The following is a 24,168-nucleotide window of genomic DNA, read 5'->3' on the forward strand; positions in this document are numbered from 1 at the left end:
AGCCGTTTTTCGGGGAATCAGTCGCGGCGGTGACCGAGCGGCTTCTTCTGGTCGACCTCAACCTCGACGTGGATCGAGTCCGGGAAGTCGCGGCCGACGACCTCGCGGGCGACGTCGTCGGCGCCGTGGATCTCCATCGAGCGCTTATATACCGAGTAGCTCCACGGCGAGAACTCGTCGCCGGCGCGGAGCCGCTTGTACAGCGGGACGCGGACGGTCTCGGCGGGCGTGGCGTGCGGGCCCTTGCACTCCGCGCCCTTGCGTTCGAGCGTCGACTTGAGCTCCTGGACCGTCTCGGCGAGCACCTCGCGGTCGCCGGAGGCGAAGGAGAGTTTGGTGACGAAGGTCATGGCTGGGGGTCGTCCGTGCATGGTCGTCCGAGGGATAAAAACGCGTCTACCGAGCCGACCGCACACGCGGACCGTCGCCGACATATAAGCGCGCGATCGAGGGCCGAGGGCGCGGTGCAGATCGGTTCTCGGGTGCTGAAACGCCCGGTGCGTCCGAGAGTCCGACACCCTCTTTAGGGGTGGTTGCTTACCTGACGCTAATGACGGTCGAAGCGACCAGCGCCGGAGCCATCCTCTTCCGCGACACCCGCGGCGAACGGGAGTACTTGCTCCTGAAGAGCCGGCCGGGGGACTGGGAGTTCCCCAAGGGCGGGGTCGAAGGGGACGAGGAGCTCCAGCAGACGGCGATCAGGGAGGTGTCGGAGGAGGCCGGGATCGAGGATTTCCGGCTGATCGACGGCTTCCGCAGGGAGTACGACTACGTGTTCGAGGCGAACGGAAAGACCATCCACAAGACGGTTCACCTGTTCATCGCGCGCTCGTTCGAGGCGAGCGCCGAGATCTCGAACGAGCACCGCGACCTGCAGTGGCGCGACTACGACCAAGCGCTCAACACGATCACGCAGGACGGGCCCCGCGACATCCTCGAAGAGGCCCACGACTACCTCGACGAGCGGAAGGACCAGGAGAGCGGCGACTACGTCTGAGGCGCCGCCCGGCGGTTCGTTTTTAACCGGTCCCGCGCTATCGCAGCCGTGACTCCGGACGCCGAGTTCGGCTACGAACTCCTCGTCTGCCGGTACGCCGAGCTGGCGTGGCACCCGAGCGACGGCCCGCGTCCCGCCGTCGTCTCCCGCCAGCTGGGGACCGAGGAGCGCCGGTGGGACACGGTCGTGATCGAGGTCGATCCCGCGGCGTTCGCCGCCCGGCGCGCCTTCGGCGAGCGGACCGTCGACTCCGACCTCCTCCACGTCGTCCGCAACGCGCCGGCCGAGTGGGCGTGGTACCGCGACGCGCTCCCGCATCCCGGCTACCCGTGGCGCTACGTTCGGCGGGCGGTCCACCGCGCCGCGGGCCGGGACCTGATCGAGGAGCGCCGCGACGGCAACCGCATCGAGCTCCGCCGGCTGCGACCGTACCCGGACTGGGTCGAGCGGATCGTCGCGGTCGAGAACAAGCCGGACCTGGATCGCTCCGCGGCCGACCGGCTCGCCGGGCAGCTGGCGCACGACGTCGGGACCGGCCTCGCCGACGAGGCGTGGCTCGCGACCGAGACGACGGGCGAGCGCGTCGAGCCCGCGCTGCTCCGCGAGCTGCCGGTCGAGGCCGGCATCCTCGCGACCGACTTCTCCGAGGGGGTTCGCGCCGACGCGGCCGAGGTCGCGTGGCACCCGAGCGACCTCGCGCCAGCCGGCGACGGGGAGCGCGACCCCGAGACCGAGACGCTCCGCCTGGAGATCGCCGAGCGCGCCTACGGGAAGGGGTGGCGCTCCTTCCGCGAGGCGATGCGGCCCGACTGCCGGCACTTCGAGCTCCGGCGCGAGGGACGGGCGCTCGTTCCCTACTGCGCGGCGAAGGAGAAGGTCCCCACCGGGCGGGAGTGCTCGGGCGCCTGCGCGGAGTTCTCTCCCGAACCGCCGAAGTGGCGCACGAAGGGGTGGCCGATCGAAGGGGGTCCGGGGAAGGGGGTGGCGGCGCTGCTCGAACGCCGCCGCGAGCGCGAACGCGACCGGGTCGAAAGGGTCGAGTGAGCGGCGGCCTCACCCGGTCGTATGCGGCTCCCGAACCGGTCGCTGTCCGAGTACGCCGCGCGAACGGCGATCGTGGTCCTCACGCTGGCCGGCCTCCAGTACACCGGGCTCGTCGTCGACGGCCCCGCGGGGATCGATCCCGGACACCTCGCCGCGGTCGCCGCGCTGTTCCCGGCGTTCTCGTACCTGATCGACGTCGTCGTCGCGAACACCCGGGCGACCTCGGAGTGAGGGTCGGCCGAGCCGCGGGATGAACGGCGGCCGGCGGTCCGTCTGACCGCGGCCGTCGACTACGCCAGCGCGGCGGCCAGCTTCTCGACCGGGTGCGGCGGCTCCGGCGCGGCGGCGTCGCGCTCCTTCAGCTGCGTCCGACAGGAGGCGCCGGGCGCGACCACCTCGTCGCCGTCGCTCTCGGCGACCTGGTCGAAGAGGGTCCGCCCGATGGCCTTGCTCATCGAGTAGTGCTCGGCCTCGTAGCCGAACGAGCCGGCCATCCCGCAACAGGAGGAGTCGAGCGGGTCGACGCCGTAACCGGCCCGGCGGAGCACGCCGACCGCGTGGTGGTCCTTCTTCGTCGCCTTCTGGTGGCAGTGGCCGTGGTAGGTGAGCGACTCCGTGGGGGCGTCGAGGGCGAGCGCCTCGTCGAGCCGGTGGGCGTCGACGTACTCCATGACCCCGTAGGTGTTCTCGGAGACGGCCGCCACGTCGGCGTCGGGCACGTCGCTGGCGTCGCCGTCGAGCAGGTCGTGGTAGTCGCTCTGGAGCATCACGGCGTCGGTCGGCTCCACGATGACTACGTCACGGTCCTCGCGGACCCGGGGCGCGAGCGTCTCCACGGCGTCTCGCGCCGCCGCGCGCGACTCGTCGAGCATCCCCTTCGAGTGCGGCGGGCGGCCGCTCCCGTCGACGTCGGGGATCTCGACGTGGCAGTTCGCGGCCTCCAACACCCGGACGGCGGCCTTCCCCGCGCCGGGGTTCGTGTAGGTGGTGTAGACGTCGGGGAACAGCAGGACCTCGCGGTCGGCCTCGTCTCGGGGGACGCCGGCGCCGCCGCGGGCCTCGAACCAGTCGGTCAGGCTCTCCGAGCGGAACGTGGGCAGGTCGCGCTCCCTCGCGATCCCGAGGGCCTTCTCCATGACGAGGCCGGCGCCCGGGAGCTTGCCGGGGAGATTCGAGAGGGGCGCGAGCTTCGAGCCGAGCGGCGCCAGCTTCTCGAAGTTCCCGAGCAGACGCGTGCGCAAGTCGACCCCGTGCTCCTCGTGGTGCGCGTGCTCGACCTCGGCCTTCAGCTTCGCCATGTCGACGCCGCTCGGGCAGTCCACCTTACACCCCTTACAGCCGACGCACAGGTCCATCACCTCGGTGACGAACTCGTCGTCGGTGGGGTCGTCGGGGAGCTCGCCGGAGATGGCCCCGCGGAGCATGTTCGCCCGACCGCGGGTCGCCTGGATCTCCTCCTCCGAGGCGCGGTAGGTCGGGCACATCACGCCGCCGGTCGTCTCCTGGGGACCCCGACAGCCCCCGCAGCCGTGACAGAGCTCGACCATCCCCTGCATCCCGTTGTCGACGGCCCACTCCATCGCGGGGTCGAAGCCGGCGTCGTACTCGTAGTCGGCGTCAAACCGGAGGTGCTCGCTCATGTCGTGGTCGCCGCAGACGTTCCCGGGGTTGAGGAGCCAGTCGGGGTCGAAGGCGGTCTTCAGCTCGCGGAAGGAGTCGTAAAGGGCGTCGCCGTACAGCTTCCGGTTCCACTGGGTCCGGGCGCGGCCGTCGCCGTGCTCGCCGGAGACGGACCCCCCGAGCCGGACGACGGCGTCGGTGACGCGGTCGGCGATGTCGACCATCGCCTCGACGTCGTCGACGTCCTTCGTGTTGATCAGCGGCCGGATGTGGAGCACGCCGGGGCCGGCGTGCGCGTAGAACGTCGCGAACGTGTCGTTGTCTTCCAGGATCTCCTGGAACTCGCGGGTGTACTCCGGGAGGTGCTCCGGGGGGATGGCGCAGTCCTCGATGAAGGAGATGTGCTTCTCGTCGGTGGTCCGCGACAGGAGGATCGGGAGCCCGGCCTTCCGCATCTTCCAGAACCGGTCGCGCTTCTCGGGGTCGTGCGCCTCCATCGCGTGGACCGCGCGCCGCGGCTGGCTCGTCACGTCGGCGGCGCCCTCGCTCGGTTCCGCCTCCGTCTCGGGGCGGGGCCGGTCGTCGGTCGCGCCCACCCGGTCCGCGACCAGATCCGCGACCTTCTGCTTCCCCTCGGCGTCGCTGTCGGCGTAGAACTCGACGAGGAGGACGGAGTTCGTGCCGTCGGGCAACATGCCGACGACGTCCTCGAACTCGGGCGTGTCGGCGGCGAGCCCGAGGAGGACGTCGTCCATCACCTCGACGGCGGCGGGGTCGTGGTCGAGGATCGGCGCCACGTCCTCCATCGCGTCGAGCAGGTCGTCGTAGGTCAGCAGCGCGACCGCCTTCGTGTCGGGGATCTCGACGAGCGAGACGGTCGCCTCCGTGACCGTCGCGAGCGTCCCCTCGCTGCCGGCCATGAGCCGGGCGAGGTTCACCACGCCCTCCTCGCCGTACTCGCCGCGGTGCTCGGCGAGCAGCCGGTCGAGGTTGTAGCCGGAGACGTTCCGCTTCAGCTCCGGGTAGCGCTCGTCGATCGCGTCGGCCTCCTCGTCCAGGATTCGGACGACCTCGGCGTGGATCCGCGGGAGGAGGGCGTCGGCGTCGGGATCGGCCGACTCCCGGAGATCGTCGACGGCGACCTCGCCGAACGTCGTCACCGTCCCGTCCGCGAGGACGACCTCCGCCTCCTCGACGTAGTGGTCGGTCTTGCCGTACTTCAGCGAGTGCGAGCCGGTGGAGTTGTTGCCGATCGCGCCGCCGACCGCGGACTTGTCGCGCCACGCCGGGTCGGGGGCGAACTTCAGCCCGTGGGGCTCGACCGCCGCGTTGAGGTCGCCGACGTACGCCCCGGCCTCGACCCGGGCGGTCTCCGCGTCCGGGTCGGTCGAGAGGACCGAATCCATCGAGTCTGTCAGGTCGAGGACGACCGCCTCGTTCACCGTCTGGCCGGCGAGCGACGTGCCGCCGCCCCGCGGGAGCACGGGGATCCCCTCGGCGAAGCAGTACTCCTGGACCGCGGCCACGTCCGCGGTCGACTCGGGCATCACGACGCCGATGGGCGTGACCTCGTACGCCGAGGCGTCGGTCGCGTAGAGCCGCTTGGAGTAGTCGTCGAACCGGACCTCCCCGTCGACCCGGTCGTCGAGCGCGGCCACGAGCTCCGGGCGCTCGACGTCTCCCCCGGTGTAGTCGAAGTCCCCCCCGTCCCGCGGGTCCGGGTCCGGCGTGTGAGTTGCCATGCGACTCTATCACGGTCGAACTACCAAAAATCCCCTGACCCCGCCGAGGGAACGGGGGATCCGGAGCGGTCGGCGGCGGTGGGGTTCGGCGGAACGGGGCGCCGGCGCAACACCCATATATATCCCGAAGAATGGTGAGACATGTCAGTCGCCGACCGCTCGACGTTCAAGCGCCGCCTGGACTCCCTCGGCGTGACCGTCACGGAGGGGCCCGCGAGCGAGTGCGCGGACCTGATCGACGAGGCCGCCGGCGACCCGGCGGTCGGGGTCGCGCTCGCCGGCGAGGTGGAGGAGAGCGACGGCCCGGACGACCCGCCGGTCGCGCTCCCGGACCGCGTCGCGACCGACCCGACCACGGCCGAGCTCCGCGCGGCCCACACCGGCGTCACGGACGCGGAGCTCGGCGTCGCGGCGTACGGGAGCGTCGCGATCGAGGCCGACACCGCCGGCACGGAGCCGGTGAGCCTCTTCGTCGACCGCCACGTCGTCGTCCTCCGCGAGGCCGACCTCGTCCCCGACATGCCCGACGCGTTCGAGTGGCTCGGTCCGCGGGCGCGCGACGAGTCGGTCGACGTGGTGTTCGCGACCGGCCCGAGCGCGACCGCGGACATGGGCGGGCTCGTCCACGGCGCGCACGGCCCGAAGGAGGTGCACGTGGTGCTGCTGCGCGAGGACGGCGGGGACGGCGACGGCGGCGGGGACGACCCCGCGACCCCCGAGGTGACCGCCGATGAGTAGCGACGCGGCGAAGGGGGACCGGATCCGCGAGCTGATGGCGACCGAGGGCGACGCGGTCGCCGAGAACACGCGCGGCTTCAATCAGGGGCGGATCGAGTCGACCGGCCGGCTCGACGACTACGAGGCGCTGAAGGCCGACGCCCGCGAGATCAAGGAGGACGCGATCGCCCGGCTCCCGGAGCTGATCGACGAGGTGAGAGAGACGGTCGAGTCGAACGGCGGCACCGTCTACGTCGCCGACGACGCCGCGGACGCCAACCGGTACATCACCGAGCTGACCGCCGAGGAGCGCGACGCCGACCGGCTCGTGAAGTCGAAGTCGATGACCTCGGAGGAGATCGAGGTGAACGAGGCGCTGGAGTCCGAGGGCGTCGAGGTGATCGAGACGGACCTCGGCGAGTGGGTCCTGCAACTGGCCGACGAGGCCCCCTCGCACATCGTCGCGCCGGCGATCCACAAGTCCCGCGAGGGGATCTCGGAGCTGTTCGCGGAGCGGTTCGACCTCGACGACCCGCCGGAGACCGCCGAGGAGCTCACGATGTTCGCCCGCGAGCGGCTCGGCGAGCTGGTCGAGGGCGCCGACGTGGGGATGACCGGCGCGAACTTCATCGCCGCCGACTCCGGGACCATGCTCCTCGTCACCAGCGAGGGCAACGCCCGGAAGACGGTGACCGCGACCGACACCCACGTCGCGGTCGCGGGCGTCGAGAAGATCGTCCCGACCGTCGAGGAGTTCGCCCCGTTCGTCGAGCTGATCGGGCGGTCCGGGACGGGCCAGGACGTGACCTCGTACATCTCCACGCTGACCCCGCCCGTCGACTCGCCGGTGCCGGACTTCGAGCGCGACGACGAACCCCTCGCCGACGGCTCGGGCGACGACCGCGACTTCCACCTCGTCCTCATCGACAACGGGCGGCTGGAGATGCGCGAGGACGAGCAACTGAAGGAGACGCTGTACTGCATCCGGTGTTCCGCCTGCTCGAACGCCTGCGGCAACTTCCAGAGCGTCGGCGGCCACGCGTTCGGCGGCGAGACGTACTCCGGCGGCATCGCCACCGGCTGGGAGGCGGGCATCGAGGGGCTCGACACCGCGGCCGAGTTCAACGACCTCTGTACCGGCTGCTCGCGGTGCGTCCCGGCGTGTCCGGTCGGGATCGACATCCCGTGGATCAACACCGTCGTCCGCGACCGGATCAACCGCGGCGAGGCCGACCCCGGCCAGACGGACTGGATGTTCGAGGAGCTGGTCCCGGACGAGGAGCCGGCCGGCCTCGACCTGAGCACCCGGCTCGTCGGCAACTACGAGACGCTCGCGAAGTGGGGGAGCCGGACCGCGCCGATAGCGAACCGCCTCGCCGACGCCGGCCCGGTCCGCGCGGTCGCGGAGCGCGTCGCCGGGATCGACCGCCGGCGCGACCTCCCCGAGTTCGCGAGCGAGCCGCTCGTCGACTGGTTCGACGCACGCGGCGGCGCTCGGGTGCCGGCCGACGAGGCCGACCGCGAGGCCGTGCTCTACCCCGACACGGCGACGAACTACGTCGACGTCGACCGCGGGAAGGCCGCCGTGCGCGCGCTGGAGGCGCTCGGCGTCCACGTCCGGGTCCCGGACCTGCCGGGGAGCGGCCGCCCGCCGCTCTCGCAGGGGATGATCGCGACCGCGGAGTCGGCGGCCGAGGACGTCTACGCCGGGCTCGCGACCCACGTCGACGCCGGCCGCGACGTGGTCGTGATCGAGCCGAGCGACCTCGCGATGTTCCGGAGCGAGTACGAGAAGTTCCTCCCCGAGGGGTCCCACGAGCGGCTCGCCGAGGCCAGCTACGACGTGATGGAGTACGTCTTCGGCCTGCTGGAGAACGGCGGCGACCCGAGCGAGCTGCGCGCGCCGTCGGAGGGCACCGGTCCGGTGGCGTCCGGGAAGCGGGTCGCCTACCACCCGCACTGTCAGGCGCGGACGATCGGGGTCGGCGAGCACGCGACCGCGGTGATGGAGGCGCTCGGCTACGACGTGCGCGTCTCCGACACCGAGTGCTGCGGGATGGCCGGCTCGTTCGGCTACAAGGAGGACTACTACGAGCTGAGCATGGACGTCGGGGAGCCCATCCGGGAGCAGTTCGGCGACACCGACCGCACCGTCGTCGCCGCCGGCACCTCCTGTACCGAGCAGATCGATGCGCTCCTCGGCGACGCGCCGATGCACCCCGTGGAGCTGGTGGCGCCGCGGGAGTGACGGGGCGGCGCGACGCGAGCGGTCGAGCGAGGCGCGCTCCGACTGCGACCGTCCCCGTCTGACGGGCGTCGTTCGACAACGAACGCTTAATAGGCGCGCTCGTGACCGTATCCCCATGAACGCGGCTCCACAGGAGATCACGTCGCTCGTCGGTCGTGAGGTGTACTCGAACAACGGCGTCTTCGTCGGCGAGATCGAGGACGTCCGCCTCGATCTCGACGCGCGGTCGGTGACCGGGCTCGCGCTCGCGGAGCTCAACCACGAGCTGTTCGCCGGGCGCGTCGACGGGAACACCGGCGTCATCGTCCCGTACCGCTGGGTCCGCGCCGTCGGCGACGTCGTGCTGATCAACGACGTCATCGAGCGGCTCGACACCGGGAGCGACGAGGAGGAGGCGGAGGTCGGCCAGTCCGCGTAGCCGGCTAGAACGGGAGCGCGTCGCGCAGGCTGTTCAGGAGCCCGCCGCCCTCCCGACGCTTGCGGTCGAACACGGGGTACATCGCGTCGAGGAACTCCGTCTCGTTCTCGAACCGGGTCTGTGGCACCTCCTCTAACGCCTCGGAGAGGCGGACCGTCCGGCCCTTGGCGTCGTAGGGGATCGCCCCGTCGTCGAGCGCGTTCACGATCTCCTCGCCGGTCGCCGGGAAGGAGACGCCGGCCTCCTCGATCCGCTCGTCCAGCACGGCGATGCCGAACTCGATCGCGTCGGGCTCCGAGGAACCGCCGCCGCCGGGTGGGCGTGCTGCCATCGCACCGACGTACTCGCTCGGTCCTTTTTAAACCCATGCCCGCGCGGCGGGGCGCGGGCGGACCGCGTCGGAGGCGTCCCCCGAGACGCTCACTCCGGGATCGACTCCTCGGGCGGGGCCGCGTCGACCACCGCGAGCTCCCGCCCGTCGCCGGAGCGGTCGAAGGCCGCGACGCTCTGGTCGTCGTACGGGGGGACGGCGACCAGCACGACCGCGGCGAGGTCGTCGGTCTTCGACACGCCGAGGAAGCCGTCCGGGTGGGAGAGGAACCGCGCCCCGCCGTGGCCCGCGGGCGTGCCGAGGTCGACGCCGAACACCGCGTTCACCGACCCGCCGACGTCCGGCGTGAAATGCGTCAACACGGGTGTCTCCGGGTCGAGCCCGGTGTCCGTCTCGAAGTCGCCGGCGCGAGTGGCCGAGAGGCGGAGGTTCGTCTCGCCGGGGTCGGTCTCGGCGGCGCGTTCGAGCAGGACCGTCAGCAGGTCGCGGGTGACGTGGATCACGGTCAGATCCCGATGGCGGACCGCAGCGTCTTCGCGTAGAGCCCCGGCGCCTTCGACCGGGAGTTCGAGAGCGCGTCCTCGACCGCGACCGCCGCGCCGTCGAGCACGCCGACGCCGTGCCCGACCAGCACGCGGTCGGGGTCGTGGCCCGACAGCGCCGTCGTCGGCGGGGTGAGACGCAGCATCGGGTGGACCCCGATCCGCTCGCGGTCACCGCGGAAGTACGAGGCGGAGCCGAGCGACTCGGGGACGATCAGGGTCTCGCCGTCGAAGAACCCGGCCTCCTGCCACGGCGGCACCGAGGAGTCGCGGATCCGGAACGCCTCGAAGCCGGTGTCGGCCAGCCGGTCGCCGAACCGCTCCACCGGCGCGTCGAGGTCGTCCGCGACGCCCGTCATCCACTCGGGGACCCACACCGAGACGTCGTGGCGGGCCGCGACCGCGGCGCTGTCGCGCTTGTGCCGGTCGAGGCCGACGACAACGCCGGCGACCGTCCCGAGCTCGGCGAGCAGGTCGTCGAGCCCGGGGGCGTCGACCGGGTCGAACACCCAGACGTCGTCCGTCTCGCGCTCCTCGTTCGGCACCGCGACCGCGTGGCTCGCGCGCTCCATCGCCTCGTCGGGGTAGGCGATCCAGCCGACCCCCCCGTCGAACCGATCGATCTCGTGGAGGTCCGCCTCGCCGTCGCCTTTCATTCCCATGCGAACGCCTTCGGCCCGGATCCCTTTCAACCCGTCTCCGGCGGCACGGCGCTCGCGCGTCCGGGGACGGCGCCGTCGCGGGCCCCGACGCCCCCTACGCCTCCGGCCACTTGATCGAGCAGCCGCGGGAGGGCCGGTCGGGGATCCCGACGTCCTCGCCCGCGAGCACCGACTCCACGGCCTCCCGGACGTAGAGCTCGGTCGGCTCGTCGTCGGGGTTCAGGGCGTCGTCGAGCCGGCCGTGGTACCGGAGCCGCCACGCGTCGCCCTCGCGTCCGAACAGGAACGGGTCGGGCGTGCAGACCGCGCCGTACGCCTCGGCGACCGCACCCGTCCCGTCGCGGAGGTACGCGTCGTAGGCGACCGTCCCGTCGGCGACGCGCTCGCGCATCGCCTCGAAGGAGTCCGCCGGGTACTCGTCGGCGTCGTTGGGGTTGATCCCGACGACGGCCAGGTCGTCGTAGTCGGCCGCCAGCTCGTTGAGGAGGTCGAACTTGGCCTGCGCGTACGGGCAGTGGTTACAGGTGAAGACGACGAGCAGCGCGTCCGCGTCGAACGAGTCGAGCGCGTGCGTCTCGCCGTCGACGCCGGGCAGTTCGAAGTCGGGGGCCGCGTCCCCCCGATCGAGCGTCGAGTCTGACTCTTTCATCACCATGCGTCGCGCTACCGTCGGCGTGAGTAAAACGGTTCCGCGGCCGCCGGCGCGCGACCCCTCGACGCGGTCGCCGACGGGCCGGGCTACCGACGCGCCAGCGCCCGGGCGACGACGTGGGCCGCGCCGACCGCGCCCAGCCAGCACGCCGCGAACGCGAGCGCGAGGACGGCGGCGACGAGCGCGGCCGTGAGGACCGAGAGCCCGGTGACGGCGGCGAGCAGCCCGAGGACCGTCGGGAGCCCGATCCCGACCGCGACGAGGGCGACGCGGACGACCCGGCGTCGGCGAGCGTCGTCCGCGTCGTCCCGCCGGTGCGCGCCCCGCGTTCGCTCCCGCCGTCTCTCGCTCCGTGGCACGGCGGCGCTGGGCTCGGTATCGCTCCTAAACCCCCGGACGGTCGAGGGTCGGCCCCGCCGACTCGGGGGTTTTTGCGTCGGCCCCGCCTAGCGGGGATATGTCGTCCCGCGAGCCCTCCTACCGGACGCTCCGACTGCTGTGCGCGAACGGCGCCGGCATGGTCGGGTTCCTCCTCGCGTACGCGGTGGGTCGCGGACTCGCGACCGCGCTCGTCGCCGGGCTCCTCGTCGCGGCCATCGGCTACGTCGCGTCGAGCGCGGTCGCCGAGTACGCGGGGGCGTGAGGGGCCGGGGCGAGACTGCCGACGCGTCGAACGAGGCGGACGAGACGGACGATCGTCGGCGTCGCTCGGCGGGGCGGCGTCGGAGATGAAAGGAGAAAGTCGGTCGGCGCGCCGGGGTCGCCCGCGGAACGCGCCGGGAACGACCTCAGAACGCGCCGGGGTAGACGCTGATCTCGGCGTGGAGCCCCTCGCGGAGCGCGCTGTGGACGTGACAGATCCCCTCGGCGCGCTCGGCGATCTCGGACGCGGTCTCGTCGTCGAGGTCGGCCTCGACGTGGACGTCGAAGGCGATCGACGCGAGGTCGTCGTCCTCGTCGAGGTCGGCGCTCGCGTCGATCTGGACCTTCCCGAGGTCCTCCTCGCCGCGCTGGCTCCCGCCGACGCGGAAGGCGGGGAGGTAACAGGAGGCGTACGTCGCGACGAGCGCGGCGTTCGGGTTCGGCCCCGTCTCGTCGGTCGCGTCGATCTGCAGGTCGAACTCGCCGACCTGACTCGTGCAGGCGTACCCTTCCTCGGAGACCGTGGACGTCTCGATGTCGGACATACGGGTCGACGGACGGCTCGCCGGGGCCTAAAGGTTGCCATCGCCGGAACCGCGCCGGGGGCGCGAAAAAACCGGATCGACCGACCGGCCGACTGACCGACTACTCCAGCGAGTACGTCTCGTCGCCCGCTAGGACGACGGGCTCGGCCGCGGCGCCCGCGGCCTTCACCTCGCTGACGAACTCCCGCGTGTCGATCTCGATCGGTCCGAACGAGTCGTAATGCATCGGGAACACGACGTCGGCGCCGACCCAGTCGGCGGCGATGCCGGCGCCCGCGGGCCCCATCGTGAAGTGGTCGCCGGCGGGGAGCGCGGCGGCGTCCGGTTCGAGGTACGGCGCGATCACGTCGACCATCTCGGACATCAGCCCGGTGTCGCCCGCGTGGTAGAACGTCGTGCAGTCGGGGTCCGACTCCTGGGTGGGCTTCTTGTCGCCGATCACGAAGCCGGCGGGCATCCCGGCCGAGTAGTCGGGGTCGTTCTCGATCCCGTTCGAGTGGTCGGCGCGGACCATCGTCACCCACGCGTCGCCGCACTCGACGGTGCCGCCGATGTTCATGCCGCCGGCCGCGACGGAGTCGTCGAGGCCGAACTCCTCCTGGACGTACGCGGTCAGCTCGGGCGTGGCGACCACGGTCGCGTCGGGGTACGCCGCGGCGTCGCCGACGTGGTCGGCGTGGCCGTGCGTCAGGAGGAGGTAGTCAGGGTCGAGCTCCTCCGGGTCGACGTCGGTCTTCGGGTTATCGAAGAACGGATCGATCAGCAGTTCCGTGTCGTCGACGACGACGTGCCACGTCGCGTGGCCGTGCCAGGTGAGTTCCATGGTACGACCGTTTCTTCTCGGCGAGCCGTAATAAAAGTCGACGCCGCGGATCCGCGCGGCTCGCTCCGCGATCGACGGAGTCGAACGCCGGGCGTCGGGACGTTTTCGAACGAACGATCCGTTTCCGCGCCGCCGGTCGCAATATCTTCCCGCGGACACACGCTTACCCCGGGGATGCGCGTACAGGCCCTCGTGAGAATGGAACCCCGATATGTCGCGTGAGGGACCCGACGACGGCGACGGCGATGGAGACGAGGGGCGGGGCGACCGCTACCGCCACCTGATCGAACACGTCCAGGACGCGGTGGTCGAGTTCGACCTCGTCGACGGGGAGCCGATCGTCTCGTCGGTGAACCGCTCGTTCGTCGACGTGTTCGGGTACGACGCCGACGAGATCCGCGGGGAGCCGCTCAACGAGTGGGTCGTCCCGGAGTGGAAGCTGGAGGAGGCGCGCGCCTTGGACGCGAACACGTCGTCCGGCGAGGTCAACTACCGGGAGGTGACCCGCGAGACCGCCGCCGGGCTCCGCGAGTTCCTCTACCGCGGGATCCCCTACGAGGACGGCGCCGGGTCCGGCGGCTTCGCGGTGTACACCGACCTGACGGAGATATCGCGCAACGAGCGACGGCTGAAGGTGCTCAACCGGATCCTCCGCCACAACCTCCGGAACAACGCGAACGTCGTCGCCGGCCACACGACGCGGCTGCTCGCGGAGCTGGACGGGCCGGACGCCGAGACGACCGAGTCGGCGGCGACCGTCGAGCGCGCGGCCCACGAGCTCGAACGGCTCGCGGAGGAGGCCGGACACATCCACCGGATCCTGCGGCGGCCGACAGACGAGGACGCCGACGTCGATATCGCCTCGCTGGCCCGCGCGGTCGCCGACGACTACCGGACACGCTCGCCCGGCGCCGCGATCGAGGTCGCCGTCGCGGAGGGGGAGACGGTGCGGGCCGACGACCGGCTCCGGTACGCGATCGACAGCCTCGTCGACAACGCCATCGAGCACAACCCGAGCGCGTCGCCCCGGGTCCGGATCCGGCTGAACGAGCCCGACGACGGGGCGGACGCGACCGCGGCCGAGTGGGCGGTCCTCCACGTTGAGGACGACGGACCCCGGATCCCGCCGAACGAGCGCGACGTGATCCGCGACGGCGAGGCGATCACGCCGACGCACCACGGGAGCGGGCTGGGGCTCTGGCTCACGGAGCTGACCGTCGAGGCGTTCGGCGGCGAGCTCGCCTTCGACGCGAGCGACGACCTCGGCGGAAACGACGTCTCGATCCGCCTCCGCCGCCGGTGAAGCGAAGAGCCGAGGTCCGCGGCGCCGGCGCGGCTCGGGAGAGGAGTTAACAACGCCCCGACCCAACCGCGAGGCGATGCCCTCCGAGCGGACCGAGAGCCCCTCCCCGACCGACCCGTGTCGCGAGTGCGGACGGACCCCGCCGCCCGACGCGAACTTCTGTCCCGGCTGCGGCGCCGACCTGCGCGCCGGAGCCGACGCCGACGCCGCCTACTGCCCCGAGTGCGGTTCCGCCCTTCTCCCCGAAGACGAGTTCTGCCCCGACTGCGGGACGGCGCGCCCCGAGAGGGACCGGTCCGAGGCGACCGGCCGCGAGGGCGGGCGGGACGGCGAGACCCCGGACTCCGAGGCGCGCCGCGCGTTCCGGCGGCGGGTGCGGGACCACCTCGACGACGGCTGGGAGCTCACCGAGGACCGCGGCGATCGCGTCGTCCTCGTCGACAGGGACGTCGGCTCGATCCCGGTCCACGTTCTCCTCCTGTTGACCACCGGCGGCGTGGGGAACCTCCTGTACGGCTGGTACCACTACTCCGAGCTGGCCGAGACGCGCCGGCTCAGCGTCGGCGACGGCCCGCTCCCCGAGGGGGAACTCGCGGCGCCCGGCGGCGACGACGACCCGCTCGTCGACCTCTCAGGCTACCTGTTAGGCGGGATCCTGCTCCTGATCGGCGTCGGCGTCGCCGCCGTCTCCGCGGGACAGGGGTCGGTCCCCGGCGCGGCGTTCGGCGCCGCGTTCGCGGTCGTCGGGCTCGCGCTGACGCCGCCCGCGGAGCGCCGGCTCCAGCGCCGACACGGCCTGTCGCGGTTCGGTCGGAAGCGGACCGTCGACCACCGGGTCACGCCCGCGACGGAGCGCACCGAGTCGCCCTGCGTCGTCTGCGGCGAGCCGTTCGAGCGCGGGGTCGTCCGCCGGCGCCGCGACGAGACGGTCCTCGCCGGCGTGCCGGTCCGGACGCACGCGATGGAGCGGAACCGCTACTGCGCCGACTGCGCCCGCGCGGAGCTGTTCGGCGGCTCCGAGGGAGCGGCGGACGGCCGCGCGGAGGGCGTCGAGTCGACGGATCGCGCCGAGCCGACGGACCGGGTCGAACCGACTGATCGCGTCGAGGTCGGCGGCCCGACGGACGACTCCGAGACCGACGGGTCGGAGACCGCGACCGACCGCGCCGGCGACGCCTGACGCGGGCGGCGTGCTAGGCCGGAGGAAACGGACCAGACCGCTTATCACGGTCTGCTCGACAACAACGCCCATGCAGGCGCTAACAGCCGAGCAGCGCGAGTTCGCCGAGCGGGCCGAAGCGGTCGCGGCGGAGTTCGCCGACGACGCCTACACCTGGGAGGGGGACGTGCCGTGGGAGAACCTCCGGCGGCTCGCCGAGGCGGACCTCTACTGCCCGTCGATCTCCGAGGAGTACGGCGGGCAGGGCCGCTCCGACGTGGCGGCGATGCTCCTCACCCAGGCGGTCGGGCGGGAGTGTCCGGACACGGGCTGGTTCACCTACATGCAGGGGATGGTCGGGCCGCGGGCGATCGACCTCTTCGGGTCCGAGGCGGTCAAGGAGGAGTACCTCCCCGCCGTCACCGCCGGCGAGAGCTTCGTCTCCATCGCCATCTCGGAGCCCGACGCCGGCTCGGACGTCGGGTCGATGTCGACCGAGGTGACCGAGGAGGGCGGTGAGCTGGTGTGTAACGGCGAGAAGACCTGGGTCGGCGGCGTCCCCTTCGGCGACGCGGCGGTCACCTGGGTCAGGTTCCCCGAGGGGCTCGGGTCGGTCGTGATCCCCTACGACGACCCCGGCGTCGAGATCGAGGAGGTGTACACGAACATGGCCGGCTACGCGCAGACGCACTTCACGATCGACGACGTGGTGATCCCCGAGTCGCACGTCCTGACACGGGGGAAGGAGGCGTTCAAGGAGCAGCTGGTCTCGCTCAACTGGGAGCGGCTCGGCAGCTCGGTGCTCACGGTCGCGTGGGCGGAGGCCGCGCTGGAGCAGGCGCTGGCGTACGCGAGCGATCGCGAGCAGTTCGACCGGTCGCTCGACGAGTTCCAGGGGATCGAGTGGCGGCTCGCGGAGATGTACCGGAACGTCGAGACCGCGGCGTCGCTCGTGTACATGTCGGCGGCGGGCGCGCAGGGACACGACCCCGCCCCGCCGCGGCTCCAGACGTCGACCGCGAAGCTCCACTGCTCGCAGATGGTCGAGGAGGTCGCGAGCGAGGCGGTCCAGATCGTCGGCGCCCGCGCCTACCAGCGGGGCCACCCGCTGGAGTACCTCTACCGCTTCGCGCGGAGCCGCCGGATCGCGGCCGGCACCGACGAGATGCAGCTGAACACCATTGCTCGGGCGCTGAAGGAGGACGGCGTGCCCCCGGTCTCGGCGCGGTAGCGCGGGCGTCTCGTCGGCTCGGCGCGGTAACGCGGGCGTCTCCGGCGCCGAGGTCCGACCCCGACGCTCGATCCCGGCCTCGCTACTCGTCGTACGACCGGCCGTAGTCGGGATCGCGCTTCTCGTTGAACGCGGCGACCGCCTCCTCGTGCTCGGGGTCGACGACGCAGTCCCACTGGTACTCCGCCGCCTTCCGGCAGTACTCGTCGAAGCTCTGCTGCGGGTCGATCAGGCGGTTCGTGTGCTGCACGGCGGTCCGCGGCTTGTCGCGGATCTCCTCGGCGAGCGCGGTCGCGGCCGCGAGCGCGTCCTCGGCGCGTTCGACCGCGAGCCCGACGTCGACCGCGTCCTCGGGCGTGATGTCCCGACCGGTGAGCAGGTACTCGCGCGCCTTCGACTCGCCGATCAGTCGGGGGAGGAGCCACCCGCCGCCGTCGCCGGGAACGAGCCCGACGTTGACGAACCCCTCGCGCATGACCGCGCCGTCGGCGATCGTGCGCAGGTCGCAGGCGAGCGCGAAGTCGCAGCCGGCGCCGATCGCCGGGCCGTTCACGGCGGCGACCGAGGGCGTCGCGGCCGTCCGGAGCCGCCAGACGAGCTGCTGGATGAGCCAGAGGAACGCCCCGTACTCCTCGGGGTACTGGTCGTCCCAGTCGGGCATCTCCGTCGTGTCCGCCCCGGCGCAGAAGCCGTCGCCCGCGCCCGTGAGGACCGTCGCGTACACGCCGTCGTCGCGCTCGGCGCGGCGCACCGCGTCGTTGAGTTCGAGGACCGTGGTCCGGGTGAAGGCGTTGTAGACGTCCGGCCGGTCGATGGTGACCGTCGCGACCCCCTCGCTCACCGCGTACCGGACGTCGTCGTAGTCGCGCGCTCCCCCGTCGCTCCCGTCGCCGGTTTCGTCGTCGGCTTCTCGGTCGGTTGCGTCGTCTGCCATACCGGAGGGCGGGCCGGCCCCCACAAATAGGTGTGCGGTCGGTCCTTGCGCCGACCGGGAACGCTTTTTGTCCGCGTCGCCCCACGCCGGGTATGCACCGCGTACGGTTCCGCGACCCGGCCGGATCGATCCGCGAAGGCACATACGACCCCGAGGGCGACACCGTCGCCTTCGGCGGCGACGAGCACGCGCTCGACGACCCCGCGATCGACGTGCTCCCGCCGACGGACCCCACGAAGATCGTCTGTATCGGGCGCAACTACGCGGACCACGCGGCCGAGCTCGGCAACGACGTGCCGGACCGCCCCCTGCTCTTCCTGAAGCCGCCGAACGCGCTGGCGGGCCACGGCGACGCGGTCACCGTCCCCGCGGGGAAAGACCGGATCGACTGGGAGGCGGAGCTGGCGGTCGTGATCGGCGAGCAGTGCAAGGCGGTCGACGCCGACGACGCGATGGACGTGGTCGCCGGCTTCACCTGCATGAACGACGTGTCGAACCGCGACGACCAGAACCGCGAGCAGAACTGGGTGCGCGGGAAGGCGTTCGACAACGCCGCGCCGCTCGGCCCGGTGATGGCGACCCCCGACGAGGTCCCCGCGGACGCGAGCGTCGAGCTCCGGGTGAACGGCGAGACGAAGCAGTCGAGCGACCGCGAGCACCTCATCTTCGACGTGCCGACCCTGATCGAGGAGATCACGACGTACCTCACGCTGGAGGCCGGCGACGTGATCGCGACGGGGACGCCGGAGGGCGTCGGCGCGCTCGCCGACGGCGACACCGTCGAGGTCGAGGTCGAGGGCGTCGGGACGCTCGAACACGACGTGCGCATCCCCTGACCGGCGGCCGGGGTCCCGTCGTCCGGCGCTCCCTGCCCCCGGATCGCACACCGGGTTTCCGGTGAACGCTTATGCCCGGGCCGCCGGTATCGATCGGCACGGAGACCGGTCCGTTCCGCCGCGGACACCGACGCCGGAGGGCCGGTCGCGAGCCCGAACGAATGTCACGAGACGACGCCACGACGGACGATCCCGATCCGGACCGCCGCGGCGGCACGGAGGCGGACGACCCCGACGCCGCGCCGGCGGTCGTTGCCGCCCGATCGAGCGACGCCGAGCCGGACACGGCCGAGATCCGCGAGCTGGCGGCCGCGGCCGGCTACGCGGTCGTCGGCGAAGTCACCCAGCGGCGCCGCGAGGACCCCACGTACGGGCTCGGTCGCGGGGGGGCGGAGGACCTGATGCGGCTCGCCGCCGAGACGGACGCGGCGGCGGTGATCTACGACGGTTCCCTCTCGCCGGGACAGACGTTCTCGGTCGGCGACCTGCTGCCGACCGACACCGCGGTCGTCGACCGCCCGCGGCTCGCGCTGGAGCTGTTCGGCGACGCGGCCGACTCCCGGGCGGCGGACCTGCAGCTCGAACTGGCTCGGCTCCGATACGAGCTCCCGCGGCTCCGGGAGACCGTCGCGCGGGATTCGAGCGAGGACGTCCGGCTTCGGCCGGAGGGCGACGGCCGCGTCCGCGACGTCGAGCGGCGGATCGAGTCCGCCGAGCACGCGCTCGACCGGCTCGCCGACGACCGCGAGAAACGGCGGGCCGAGCGCCGGGAGGCCGGGTTCGACCTCGTCGCCCTCGCGGGCTACGCCAACGCCGGGAAGTCGACGCTCGCGCGTCGCCTCGCCGACGACGTGGACGACCCGGAAGGCGCGGACGGTCCGGACGACACAGACGATCCGGACGGGGCGTCGATCGCGGGCGGTCCGGGGAGGTCGCCGTCGGCCGGCGACCGTCCCTTCGAGACGCTCTCGACGGCGACGCGGCGGGCGACCCTCGGGGGACGCCGGGCGGTCGTCACCGACACGGTCGGGTTCCTCGACGGTCTCCCCCACGAGGCGATCCGGTCGTTCCGCGCGACGCTCGACGCGGTTCGCCGCGCCGACTGCGCGCTGCTCGTCGTCGACGCGAGCGAGGAGCCGGCGACGGTCCGGCGGAAGCTCCGGACGTCGCTGTCGGCGATCGAGGCGACGGACGGGCCGGTGATCCCGGTCCTGACCAAGGTCGACCGGGTCGGCTCGAACGACCTCGCCGCCGCGGCCGACGCCTGCGAATCGGTGGCCGACGCGCTCGACGCCGACGAGGTCCCGGTCGCGGGCTCGCTCCGGTCGCCGGTTCCGGTCAGCGCGCGAAACGGCGCCGGACTCGGGGAACTCGTCGACGCGGTGGCGGACGCGCTCCCGACCGCGACCGCGGCGATGACCGTCCCGAACGGCGGCGACGCGCAGGCGGCGCTCTCCTGGGCGTACGACCGCGGCGTCGTCTCCGGCGTCGAGTACGCGGGGGAGACGGTCGCGGTCGAACTCGCCGGCCGACCCGACGTCGTCGCGGCGGCGGAGCGACGGCTCGCCGGGGGCGACGACGGCGAGTCGTGAGCGACGGTCAAGACCACGCTTAAGCCCGAGCCTCCCCGACGCGGTACCATGCAACCACGCGATCTCTCGGACCACTCGCCGTACGTCCCGGGCCGGGGAGTCGAGGAGGTCGCCCGCGAGCGCGGGATCGACCCCGACGACCTGATCAAGCTCTCCTCGAACGAGAACCCGCACGGCCCGAGCCCGGCGGCGGTCGAGGCGATCCGGGAGCACGCCGACCGAGTCCACCAGTACCCGAAGTCCTCCCACACGGACCTCACCGCGAAGATCGCGGAGAAGTGGGGCGTGGCGACCGAGCAGGTGTGGGTCTCGCCCGGCGCCGACGGCTCGATCGACTACCTCGCGCGGGCCGCGTTGGCGCCCGGCGACGAGGTGCTCGTGCCGAGCCCCGGCTTCGCCTACTACGCGATGTCGGCCCGGTACCACCACGGCGACGTGACCGAGTACGACCTCTCCCCGGCCGACGGCTTCGCGCAGGACGCGGAGACGGTCCTGAGCGCGTACGAGGGCGAGCGGATCGTCTACGTCACCTCCCCGCACAACCCCTCGGGGTCGACGATGCCGCTCGACGGGATCGAGGCGATCGCGGACGCGACCGCCGAGGAGACGCTCGTCGTCGTCGACGAGGCGTACGGCGAGTTCGCCGCGGTCGACAGCGCGATCCCGCTCGTCGACGAGCGCGACGACGTGGCGGTGCTCCGCACGTTCTCGAAGGCGTACGGCCTCGCCGGGCTCCGGATCGGCTACAGCGTCGTCCCCGAGGCGTGGGGCGAGTCGTACGCCCGGGTGAACACCCCGTTCGCGGCGAACGAGCTCGCCTGTCGGGCCGCCCTCGCCGCCCTCGACGACGAGGCGCACGTCGAGGAGTCGGTCGCGTCGGCGCGGTGGGCCCGCGAGCACATCGCGGACGAGCTCGACGCGCCCACGGTCGAGTCGGCGGGGAACTTCGTGCTCGCCGAGGTCGGCGACGCGGAGCGGGTCGCCGACGCGGCCCAGGAGCGCGGTGTGATCGTCCGGGACTGCACCTCGTTCGGCCTGCCGGACCACGTCCGGATCTCCACCGGGACCCGCGAGGAGACGCGCGAGGCGGTCGAGCGCCTCAACGAGACGCTCGCCGACCTCGGGCTCGGTGTTCGGGCGTGAGCGGGGAGTCGTCCGCAGGGGACGGGGACGGTTCCGCCGACGCCGCCGGGACCGACCCCGACGCCCGCCCGACCCGCGTCGCCGTCACCGGCACCCCGGGGACCGGCAAGTCGACCGCGACGGCGCTGCTCGAAGGTGAGTACGACGTGATCCACCTCAACGATCTCATAAAGGGCGACGACGACCTCTGGACCGAGCGCGACGCCGACCGCGACACGCTCGTCGCCGACCTCGACGCGGTCCGCGAGCGCCTCGGCGAGTGGACGGGCGTGCTCGATTCCCACCTCGCGCACCGGTTCGACGTCGACCGCGTCGTAGTCCTGCGCTGTCGTCCCGAGACGGTCGAGGCGCGACTCCGCGAGCGCGGGGAGTCGGACGCGACGGCCGGGGAGAATGCGGAGAGCGAGGCGCTCGACGTGATCCTCTCGGAGGCCGTCGCGGAGCACGGCGCCGAGAGCGTCTACGAGATCGATACGACGGACCGCGACCCCGAGGCCGTCGCCGACGCGATCCGCGCCGCGATCGAGGGCGAGCGCGAGCCGAGCGCCGGCACCGTCGACTTCATCGATTATATATGACCCGCGACGGTCTTGACGGTAGATGACACTCGACCGGTACCGGTCGGTCGCGGACCGCCTGCTCGGGCCGTGGGTGCGCGCCGCGGCCAGGCTCGGGCTCTCGCCGGACCAGGTGAGCGTCCTCGCGTTCGGCGTCGCGGTCGCGGCCGCCGGCGCGTTCGCAGTCGGCGACCCGACCTTCTACGTCGCCGGCGCGGTCGCGGTCCTCCTCAACGGCTGGCTCGACCTCGTCGACGGGGCCTTGGCGCGCCACCTGGAGGTCTCCTCGGAGGGCGGCGACCTCCTCGACCACGTGCTCGACCGCTACGCCGACATCGCGGTCATCGCGGGGTTCACCGTCGGAATCGAGGCGTACGCGCTCGGCTTCCTCGCCGTCACCGGCGTCCTGATGACCTCGTACATGGGCACCCAGATCCAAGCCGTCGGCATCGGCCGCGAGTACGGCGGACTGCTGGGCCGGGCCGACCGGCTCGCGCTGATGGGGATCGTCGGGTTCGTCGCCGCCGTTCACTCGGCGCCGGTCGCGGCCGGCCTGAACGTCGTCGGCCTCCTGCTCGCCCTGTTCGCCGCGGTCGGACATCTGACCGCCGTCCAGCGGTTTCTCGGCGCGTGGTCCGATTTATAAGTCGGATCGCGGTGGTGCGGTGATTTATAACTCGCCGGCGACGCTGCGGTGAACACGTCCAAAGCCCCAGTTGACGAGGATGGCGCACGCTCGCTGCGCGCCTCACTCGGTCGCTCACGTTGTTCGCTCCCTCGTTGCGGTGTCGCCGGCGGCAAAGCCGCCGGCTGCCCGTGGCGCGTAGCGCCACACTGCTTACGTCGCCTGCGCCATCCTCGTCAACTGCCCCTTTGAGTCCCACCCCGACCGCACAGCACCGCACCTCACACCTCCCCAGCCTCGTCGGTCGCGGTCGCCGAGGGCGACCGCTCACGGGCACGCGCCACCACAGTATTATTTATAAGCGACCGCCCCCGTGCCCGTGGCGATCGAGACCGGAAGAGAACGTCTCACCCGCGAATGCGTCCGACGGAGCGATTACGGCCGCGTCGCCCGCGCGAACCACGTCTCCGGGTTCTGTCGCTTGACGCGGAAGCTCGGGAGCGCGTCGGCGTCGATCAGGTCGAGCAGGAACCCCCGGACGGGCGCCGGGTCGCGGTCGCTCACGATGAGACACTCCCCGCCGGCGTCGAGTTCGCGGAACCGCTCCTCGACGCGCTCCTTGCGCGTCTCCGGGTCGAGCCCGCGCAGATCGACGGCGTCCTCGGGCGGGTCGACGGTCCATATCTCCTCGTAGCGCTCGTCGACCGCGCCGGCGAGCGCGTCGGCGCCCTCGGGGAGCGCGTCGGCCGACGGGGCCGGCGTCGACTGCAGCTCCGGATCGAACGGGAGCTCCGCGAGCACCGGCAGCCCGAGCGCCTCGATCGGGTCGTCGCCCCCGAACAGGTCGTGGGGGGTGCCGCACTCGTCGCAGACGAACTCCCCCATGTTCGAGACGACGCCGAGCACGGGCACGTCGTTCTCCTCGAACAGCTCCAGCGCGCGGGCGGTGTCGGAGACCGCCGCGTGGAACGGCGTCGTGACGAGGACGACGCCGTCGACGGGAACCTCCTGAAGGGTGGTCAGCGTCACGTCGCCGGTCCCGGGAGGCATGTCGACGACGACGGTGTCGGGGTCGCTCCAGGCGACCGTCTCGAACAGGTCCGAGAGCGCGTCGTGGGCCATCGCCCCCCGCCACGCGAGCGGGCCGTCGTCGGAGAGCAGCCCCACGCTCATCACCTCGAGCCCGCCGACGTCGATCGGGACGGGGTTCCCGTCCTCGTCGCTGTAGACGGGGCCGCCCGCGTCGACCACTTCGGGGACGTTGGGGCCGTAGATGTCGGCGTCGAACAGCCCGACGGCGGGGTCGGCGCCTCCCTCGGCGTCCCCGGCCGCCAGCGCGCACGCCAGCGCCGTCGCGACCGTCGTCTTGCCGACGCCGCCCTTCGTGCTCGCGACCGCGATCACCCGGTCGGCGGCCCCGATCCCCAGCCGCCGGTCGTCGAGGTCCGGGCTCGGATCGACCTGCTCGACCCGGGCGGTGGAGACGCCGGGGACGTCGGAGGCGGCCCGGACCATGGCCGCCGACACTCGCTCGGCCGCGTCGGGGGGAAACTCGCGCAGGTCGGCCTCGATCGCGACCGTCCCGTCGTCGATCGAGAGGCCCTCGACGACGCCGGCCTCGAACGCGCTCACCTCCGCGTCGGGGTCGCGGACCCGTCGGAGCGCGGCCTCCACGTCGTCGGTCGAGAGGCTCGACCCGTCGGGGTTCGCACCCTCCCGGTCTTCGGGTCGGTTCTCGGGGGTCGATTCGTCCGCGGTCGGTCGGTCGGTGGTGAAGTCAGTCATCTGAGGCTTGCTCGGGTATC

Annotated in this window: 26 protein-coding genes; 15 read left to right on the top strand and 11 right to left on the bottom strand. The window is 72.3% G+C overall.

Annotated features, from left to right (window positions below):
- Positions 1-17 precede the first annotated feature (17 nt).
- A complete protein-coding gene (locus ACFQMF_RS08650) occupies positions 18-350 on the bottom strand; it encodes an uS10/mL48 family ribosomal protein (RefSeq protein ID WP_256408962.1) in 333 nt (110 codons plus the stop codon).
- Between the two features lie 200 nt (positions 351-550).
- Between ACFQMF_RS08650 and ACFQMF_RS08655 the strand changes: the two genes are divergently transcribed.
- The 3 genes from ACFQMF_RS08655 to ACFQMF_RS08665 are packed head-to-tail and all read left to right on the top strand — an operon-like array spanning position 551 to position 2,272.
- Entirely contained in the window at positions 551-997 is a 447-nt protein-coding gene (locus ACFQMF_RS08655; RefSeq protein WP_256408961.1) for a bis(5'-nucleosyl)-tetraphosphatase, read from the top strand.
- Between the two features lie 48 nt (positions 998-1,045).
- Positions 1,046-2,041 (top strand): DUF5787 family protein, encoded by a 996-nt coding sequence (locus ACFQMF_RS08660; protein ID WP_256408960.1) that lies wholly within the window; start codon positions 1,046-1,048, stop codon positions 2,039-2,041.
- A gap of 21 nt (positions 2,042-2,062) precedes the next feature.
- Positions 2,063-2,272 (top strand): hypothetical protein, encoded by a 210-nt coding sequence (locus ACFQMF_RS08665; protein WP_256408959.1) that lies wholly within the window; start codon positions 2,063-2,065, stop codon positions 2,270-2,272.
- 59 nt (positions 2,273-2,331) lie between these two features.
- On the opposite strand, the gene ACFQMF_RS08670 is transcribed toward ACFQMF_RS08665, so the two are convergent.
- A complete protein-coding gene (locus tag ACFQMF_RS08670; protein WP_256408958.1) occupies positions 2,332-5,403 on the bottom strand; it encodes an FAD-binding and (Fe-S)-binding domain-containing protein in 3,072 nt (1,023 codons plus the stop codon).
- A gap of 141 nt (positions 5,404-5,544) precedes the next feature.
- Here ACFQMF_RS08670 and ACFQMF_RS08675 point away from each other — a divergent pair, with 141 nt between their 5' ends.
- The 3 genes from ACFQMF_RS08675 (at position 5,545) to ACFQMF_RS08685 (ending at position 8,786) form a co-directional block, all read left to right on the top strand.
- Entirely contained in the window at positions 5,545-6,141 is a 597-nt protein-coding gene (locus ACFQMF_RS08675) for an LUD domain-containing protein (protein WP_256408957.1), read from the top strand.
- Entirely contained in the window at positions 6,134-8,368 is a 2,235-nt protein-coding gene (locus tag ACFQMF_RS08680; protein ID WP_256408956.1) for an LUD domain-containing protein, read from the top strand. Before ACFQMF_RS08675 ends, ACFQMF_RS08680 begins: the two co-directional genes overlap by 8 nt.
- Positions 8,369-8,483: 115 nt before the next feature.
- Positions 8,484-8,786 carry a PRC-barrel domain-containing protein gene (locus ACFQMF_RS08685; RefSeq protein ID WP_092566112.1) on the top strand — a complete coding sequence of 101 codons (303 nt, stop codon included), beginning with the start codon at positions 8,484-8,486 and terminating at the stop codon, positions 8,784-8,786.
- Between the two features lie 4 nt (positions 8,787-8,790).
- Here ACFQMF_RS08685 and ACFQMF_RS08690 read toward each other — a convergent pair whose 3' ends face one another.
- The 5 genes from ACFQMF_RS08690 to ACFQMF_RS08710 all read right to left on the bottom strand — a co-directional run bounded on the left by ACFQMF_RS08690 (position 8,791) and on the right by ACFQMF_RS08710 (position 11,332).
- On the bottom strand, positions 8,791-9,117 hold the full coding sequence (locus ACFQMF_RS08690; protein WP_256408955.1) for a DUF5789 family protein: 327 nt from the start codon (positions 9,115-9,117) through the stop codon (positions 8,791-8,793).
- A gap of 89 nt (positions 9,118-9,206) precedes the next feature.
- Entirely contained in the window at positions 9,207-9,620 is a 414-nt protein-coding gene (locus ACFQMF_RS08695; RefSeq protein ID WP_256408954.1) for an MPN domain-containing protein, read from the bottom strand.
- 2 nt (positions 9,621-9,622) lie between these two features.
- Entirely contained in the window at positions 9,623-10,315 is a 693-nt protein-coding gene (locus tag ACFQMF_RS08700) for a hypothetical protein (RefSeq protein WP_256409265.1), read from the bottom strand.
- A 100-nt stretch (positions 10,316-10,415) separates the two neighbouring features.
- A complete protein-coding gene (locus tag ACFQMF_RS08705) occupies positions 10,416-10,976 on the bottom strand; it encodes a thioredoxin family protein (protein ID WP_256408953.1) in 561 nt (186 codons plus the stop codon).
- Between the two features lie 83 nt (positions 10,977-11,059).
- Complete coding sequence (locus ACFQMF_RS08710) at positions 11,060-11,332, bottom strand: hypothetical protein (protein WP_256408952.1); 273 nt, start codon at positions 11,330-11,332, stop codon at positions 11,060-11,062.
- Between the two features lie 98 nt (positions 11,333-11,430).
- Here ACFQMF_RS08710 and ACFQMF_RS08715 point away from each other — a divergent pair, with 98 nt between their 5' ends.
- Positions 11,431-11,616: a hypothetical protein gene (locus ACFQMF_RS08715; protein ID WP_256408951.1), complete on the top strand. Its 186-nt coding sequence runs from the start codon at positions 11,431-11,433 to the stop codon at positions 11,614-11,616.
- Positions 11,617-11,761: 145 nt separating this feature from the next.
- Here ACFQMF_RS08715 and ACFQMF_RS08720 read toward each other — a convergent pair whose 3' ends face one another.
- Positions 11,762-12,160, bottom strand: coding sequence for an OsmC family protein (locus ACFQMF_RS08720; RefSeq protein WP_256408950.1), 399 nt, complete (start codon positions 12,158-12,160; stop codon positions 11,762-11,764).
- A 100-nt stretch (positions 12,161-12,260) separates the two neighbouring features.
- Positions 12,261-12,983: a metal-dependent hydrolase gene (locus tag ACFQMF_RS08725; RefSeq protein ID WP_256408949.1), complete on the bottom strand. Its 723-nt coding sequence runs from the start codon at positions 12,981-12,983 to the stop codon at positions 12,261-12,263.
- Between the two features lie 211 nt (positions 12,984-13,194).
- On the opposite strand from ACFQMF_RS08725, the gene ACFQMF_RS08730 reads away from it, so the two are divergent.
- From ACFQMF_RS08730 to ACFQMF_RS08740, 3 genes are all read left to right on the top strand, one after another.
- On the top strand, positions 13,195-14,286 hold the full coding sequence (locus ACFQMF_RS08730) for a PAS domain-containing sensor histidine kinase (RefSeq protein WP_256408948.1): 1,092 nt from the start codon (positions 13,195-13,197) through the stop codon (positions 14,284-14,286).
- A gap of 76 nt (positions 14,287-14,362) precedes the next feature.
- The gene (locus tag ACFQMF_RS08735) at positions 14,363-15,466 is read left to right on the top strand and encodes a zinc ribbon domain-containing protein (RefSeq protein ID WP_256408947.1); all 1,104 of its coding nucleotides are present in this window, start codon (positions 14,363-14,365) and stop codon (positions 15,464-15,466) included.
- 70 nt (positions 15,467-15,536) lie between these two features.
- Positions 15,537-16,676: an acyl-CoA dehydrogenase family protein gene (locus ACFQMF_RS08740; RefSeq protein WP_256408946.1), complete on the top strand. Its 1,140-nt coding sequence runs from the start codon at positions 15,537-15,539 to the stop codon at positions 16,674-16,676.
- A gap of 82 nt (positions 16,677-16,758) precedes the next feature.
- Here the strand turns inward: ACFQMF_RS08740 and ACFQMF_RS08745 are convergent, their stop codons facing one another.
- Positions 16,759-17,610 (bottom strand): enoyl-CoA hydratase/isomerase family protein, encoded by an 852-nt coding sequence (locus tag ACFQMF_RS08745; RefSeq protein WP_256408945.1) that lies wholly within the window; start codon positions 17,608-17,610, stop codon positions 16,759-16,761.
- Positions 17,611-17,702: 92 nt separating this feature from the next.
- Here ACFQMF_RS08745 and ACFQMF_RS08750 point away from each other — a divergent pair, with 92 nt between their 5' ends.
- From ACFQMF_RS08750 to ACFQMF_RS08770, 5 genes are all read left to right on the top strand, one after another.
- The gene (locus ACFQMF_RS08750; RefSeq protein WP_256408944.1) at positions 17,703-18,446 is read left to right on the top strand and encodes a fumarylacetoacetate hydrolase family protein; all 744 of its coding nucleotides are present in this window, start codon (positions 17,703-17,705) and stop codon (positions 18,444-18,446) included.
- 161 nt (positions 18,447-18,607) lie between these two features.
- A complete protein-coding gene (locus ACFQMF_RS08755) occupies positions 18,608-20,038 on the top strand; it encodes an HflX-like GTP-binding protein (RefSeq protein ID WP_256408943.1) in 1,431 nt (476 codons plus the stop codon).
- 48 nt (positions 20,039-20,086) lie between these two features.
- A complete protein-coding gene (gene hisC / locus ACFQMF_RS08760; protein ID WP_256408942.1) occupies positions 20,087-21,181 on the top strand; it encodes a histidinol-phosphate transaminase in 1,095 nt (364 codons plus the stop codon).
- The gene (locus ACFQMF_RS08765) at positions 21,178-21,759 is read left to right on the top strand and encodes an adenylate kinase family protein (RefSeq protein ID WP_256408941.1); all 582 of its coding nucleotides are present in this window, start codon (positions 21,178-21,180) and stop codon (positions 21,757-21,759) included. The genes hisC and ACFQMF_RS08765 overlap by 4 nt, the downstream gene beginning before the upstream one ends.
- Positions 21,760-21,781: 22 nt before the next feature.
- Positions 21,782-22,384, top strand: coding sequence for a CDP-alcohol phosphatidyltransferase family protein (locus ACFQMF_RS08770; RefSeq protein ID WP_256408940.1), 603 nt, complete (start codon positions 21,782-21,784; stop codon positions 22,382-22,384).
- Between the two features lie 414 nt (positions 22,385-22,798).
- On the opposite strand, the gene ACFQMF_RS08775 is transcribed toward ACFQMF_RS08770, so the two are convergent.
- Complete coding sequence (locus tag ACFQMF_RS08775; protein ID WP_256408939.1) at positions 22,799-24,148, bottom strand: P-loop NTPase; 1,350 nt, start codon at positions 24,146-24,148, stop codon at positions 22,799-22,801.
- Positions 24,149-24,168: the final 20 nt, after the last annotated feature.

The organism is Halorubrum rutilum, from assembly GCF_042665015.1.
Taxonomy (GTDB): domain Archaea; phylum Halobacteriota; class Halobacteria; order Halobacteriales; family Haloferacaceae; genus Halorubrum; species Halorubrum rutilum.

Excerpts from the sequence above, each read along its gene's own strand:
- ACFQMF_RS08740 (WP_256408946.1), top strand. The coding sequence starts at position 15,537 with ATGCAGGCGCTAACAGCCGAGCAGCGCGAGTTCGCCGAGCGGGCCGAA.
- ACFQMF_RS08775 (WP_256408939.1), bottom strand. The coding sequence starts at position 24,148 with ATGACTGACTTCACCACCGACCGACCGACCGCGGACGAATCGACCCCC.
- ACFQMF_RS08680 (WP_256408956.1), top strand. The coding sequence starts at position 6,134 with ATGAGTAGCGACGCGGCGAAGGGGGACCGGATCCGCGAGCTGATGGCG.
- ACFQMF_RS08720 (WP_256408950.1), bottom strand. The coding sequence starts at position 12,160 with ATGTCCGACATCGAGACGTCCACGGTCTCCGAGGAAGGGTACGCCTGC.
- ACFQMF_RS08670 (WP_256408958.1), bottom strand. The coding sequence starts at position 5,403 with ATGGCAACTCACACGCCGGACCCGGACCCGCGGGACGGGGGGGACTTC.
- ACFQMF_RS08745 (WP_256408945.1), bottom strand. The coding sequence starts at position 17,610 with ATGGCAGACGACGCAACCGACCGAGAAGCCGACGACGAAACCGGCGAC.
- ACFQMF_RS08735 (WP_256408947.1), top strand. The coding sequence starts at position 14,363 with ATGCCCTCCGAGCGGACCGAGAGCCCCTCCCCGACCGACCCGTGTCGC.
- ACFQMF_RS08690 (WP_256408955.1), bottom strand. The coding sequence starts at position 9,117 with ATGGCAGCACGCCCACCCGGCGGCGGCGGTTCCTCGGAGCCCGACGCG.
- ACFQMF_RS08705 (WP_256408953.1), bottom strand. The coding sequence starts at position 10,976 with ATGGTGATGAAAGAGTCAGACTCGACGCTCGATCGGGGGGACGCGGCC.
- ACFQMF_RS08750 (WP_256408944.1), top strand. The coding sequence starts at position 17,703 with ATGCACCGCGTACGGTTCCGCGACCCGGCCGGATCGATCCGCGAAGGC.
- ACFQMF_RS08675 (WP_256408957.1), top strand. The coding sequence starts at position 5,545 with ATGTCAGTCGCCGACCGCTCGACGTTCAAGCGCCGCCTGGACTCCCTC.
- ACFQMF_RS08715 (WP_256408951.1), top strand. The coding sequence starts at position 11,431 with ATGTCGTCCCGCGAGCCCTCCTACCGGACGCTCCGACTGCTGTGCGCG.
- ACFQMF_RS08730 (WP_256408948.1), top strand. The coding sequence starts at position 13,195 with ATGTCGCGTGAGGGACCCGACGACGGCGACGGCGATGGAGACGAGGGG.
- ACFQMF_RS08725 (WP_256408949.1), bottom strand. The coding sequence starts at position 12,983 with ATGGAACTCACCTGGCACGGCCACGCGACGTGGCACGTCGTCGTCGAC.
- ACFQMF_RS08755 (WP_256408943.1), top strand. The coding sequence starts at position 18,608 with ATGTCACGAGACGACGCCACGACGGACGATCCCGATCCGGACCGCCGC.
- ACFQMF_RS08655 (WP_256408961.1), top strand. The coding sequence starts at position 551 with ATGACGGTCGAAGCGACCAGCGCCGGAGCCATCCTCTTCCGCGACACC.
- ACFQMF_RS08685 (WP_092566112.1), top strand. The coding sequence starts at position 8,484 with ATGAACGCGGCTCCACAGGAGATCACGTCGCTCGTCGGTCGTGAGGTG.
- ACFQMF_RS08700 (WP_256409265.1), bottom strand. The coding sequence starts at position 10,315 with ATGAAAGGCGACGGCGAGGCGGACCTCCACGAGATCGATCGGTTCGAC.
- ACFQMF_RS08770 (WP_256408940.1), top strand. The coding sequence starts at position 21,782 with ATGACACTCGACCGGTACCGGTCGGTCGCGGACCGCCTGCTCGGGCCG.
- ACFQMF_RS08665 (WP_256408959.1), top strand. The coding sequence starts at position 2,063 with ATGCGGCTCCCGAACCGGTCGCTGTCCGAGTACGCCGCGCGAACGGCG.
- hisC (WP_256408942.1), top strand. The coding sequence starts at position 20,087 with ATGCAACCACGCGATCTCTCGGACCACTCGCCGTACGTCCCGGGCCGG.
- ACFQMF_RS08650 (WP_256408962.1), bottom strand. The coding sequence starts at position 350 with ATGACCTTCGTCACCAAACTCTCCTTCGCCTCCGGCGACCGCGAGGTG.